This is a genomic window from Nocardia tenerifensis NBRC 101015, assembly GCF_000308715.1.
GTDB classification, from domain to species: Bacteria; Actinomycetota; Actinomycetes; order Mycobacteriales; family Mycobacteriaceae; genus Nocardia; species Nocardia tenerifensis.
This window is the reverse complement of the sequence record NZ_BAGH01000173.1, coordinates 1-1,709: the sequence shown is the minus strand read 5'-3', so window position 1 is coordinate 1,709 and position 1,709 is coordinate 1. Positions and strand designations below refer to the sequence as shown.

Annotated in this window: 3 protein-coding genes; 2 read left to right on the top strand and 1 reads right to left on the bottom strand. The window is 69.6% G+C overall.

Annotated features, from left to right (window positions below; translation table 11 throughout):
* On the top strand, positions 1-253 hold a 253-nt coding region (locus ON39_RS13940; RefSeq protein ID WP_040734359.1), incomplete at its 5' end, for a cyclodeaminase/cyclohydrolase family protein.
* Positions 254-321: 68 nt separating this feature from the next.
* Positions 322-1,287, top strand: a complete 966-nt coding sequence (locus ON39_RS13935; protein ID WP_040734357.1) for a TIGR03557 family F420-dependent LLM class oxidoreductase — start codon at positions 322-324, stop codon at positions 1,285-1,287.
* A 74-nt stretch (positions 1,288-1,361) separates the two neighbouring features.
* Here the strand turns inward: ON39_RS13935 and ON39_RS13930 are convergent.
* A partial coding sequence (locus tag ON39_RS13930; protein ID WP_040734356.1) for a zinc-binding dehydrogenase occupies positions 1,362-1,709 on the bottom strand: 348 nt, incomplete at its 5' end.

Sequence of the window (1,709 nt, the reverse complement as noted above, 5' to 3'; positions counted from 1 at the left end):
GGCCGACGAGGTGCTCACGCTGGCCACCGAGCTGTTCCCCATCGGCAATCCCAATGTGGTCACCGATATCGGCGCCGCCGCCGACGCCTGCCGCGCCGCGGCCGCGAGCTCCCAGCTCAATATCGAGATCAATGTCGCCTCGCTGCCCGCCGCGGACGGCGACCGGTTCGCCGCCGTTTTGCTGCGGATCGAGGAGCTGGTGGCGCGGGCCGACGCCCTGCACGCCGACGTGGTGCACGCCGTCCGCGCCTAGTCTCGGTTTCCCTCCCGCGCGCTCGGGTATGTCGGCGAAAGGTAACCGACACAGCCGAGGAGGTAACCGTGCAGATCGGATACAAGTTGGCCGCGGAGGCCTTCGGACCGAAAGAGCTTATGCGCCAAGCGGTTCGAGCGGAGTCCGCCGGTTTCGACTTCGTCGAGATCAGCGATCACTATCATCCGTGGCTCGACGTGCAGGGACACTCGCCGTTCGCGTGGACGGTGCTGGGCGCGATCGCGGCGCAGACCGACCGGATCGGGCTGGCGACGGGGGTGACCTGCCCGACCGTCCGCTATCACCCGGCGATCATCGCGCAGGCCGCGGCGACGCTGGGGCTGGTCTCCGACGGGCGCTTCACCCTAGGCGTCGGCTCCGGCGAGCGACTCAACGAGCACGTGGTCGCGCGGGATTTCCCGGACGCGCACCGGCGGCAGGAGATGCTGCGCGAGGCGCTGGAGATCATCCGGCTGCTGTGGCAGGGCGGATACCAGTCTTATGAGGGCCGCTACCTGTCGTTGTCGGACGCGCGGGTCTTCGACCTGCCCGACGAGCTGCCGGTGATCGCGGTCGCCGCGGGTGGAGCGTCCGCCGCGCGCATCGCCGCCGAGCTCGGCGACGGGCTGTTCTCCACCGAGCCGAAGGGCGAGCTCGTCGACCAGTACCGGTCGGCGGGCGGGTCCGGCCCGCGCTACGCGGAGGTCCCGATGGCCTGGGCGCCCGACGAGCAGACCGCCGCCAAGGCCGTGCTCGAGACGAGCCGCTGGGCACTGACCGGCTGGAAGGTCATGAGCGAGCTGCCCAACCCGGTCAACTTCGACGCCGCGTCCAAGACGGTGCGCATCGATGATGTGCTCGGGCAGTTCGCCTGCGGCCCGGACCCGAAGCGCTACCTCGAGGTGGCCCAGCAGTTCGTCGACGCCGGCTTCGACCACCTGGTCATGCAGAACGCGGGCCCCGACCCGGACGGGTTCATCGACTTCTTCCAGCAGGACCTCGAACCCCAACTGCGCCAGCTCACCCCGAGCTAGGGCCCTGTCTCGACGTCCGGCCGGATGCCGCCCCGGAGGCGCCTGATGGGACTTCGAGACAGGCCCTCGGCCGGTCAGCTCAGCGAATTCCACGCGGTCACAACGATTTTCCCGCGCACGCCGCCGGATTCGCTGAGCCGGTGGGCCTTCGCGATATCGGCGATGGGCAGCACCTGATCGATGGTGACGCGGAGCAGGCCGCGCTCGACCATGGTCGAGATCTCCCGCATGGTCACGCCCGCGGGCTCGACGTAGAAGCGCTCATAGCGCGGATCGCCCTCGGCGTCCGAGCCTTGCAGGTCGATGTAGCGGCCGTTCGGGCGCAGCACCCGCAGTGAGCGCGTGCCGTACGCGCCGCCGACGAGGTCGAGCACCAGGTCGATATCGCGCACCGCCTCGGCGAAATCGGTTGCGGTGTAATC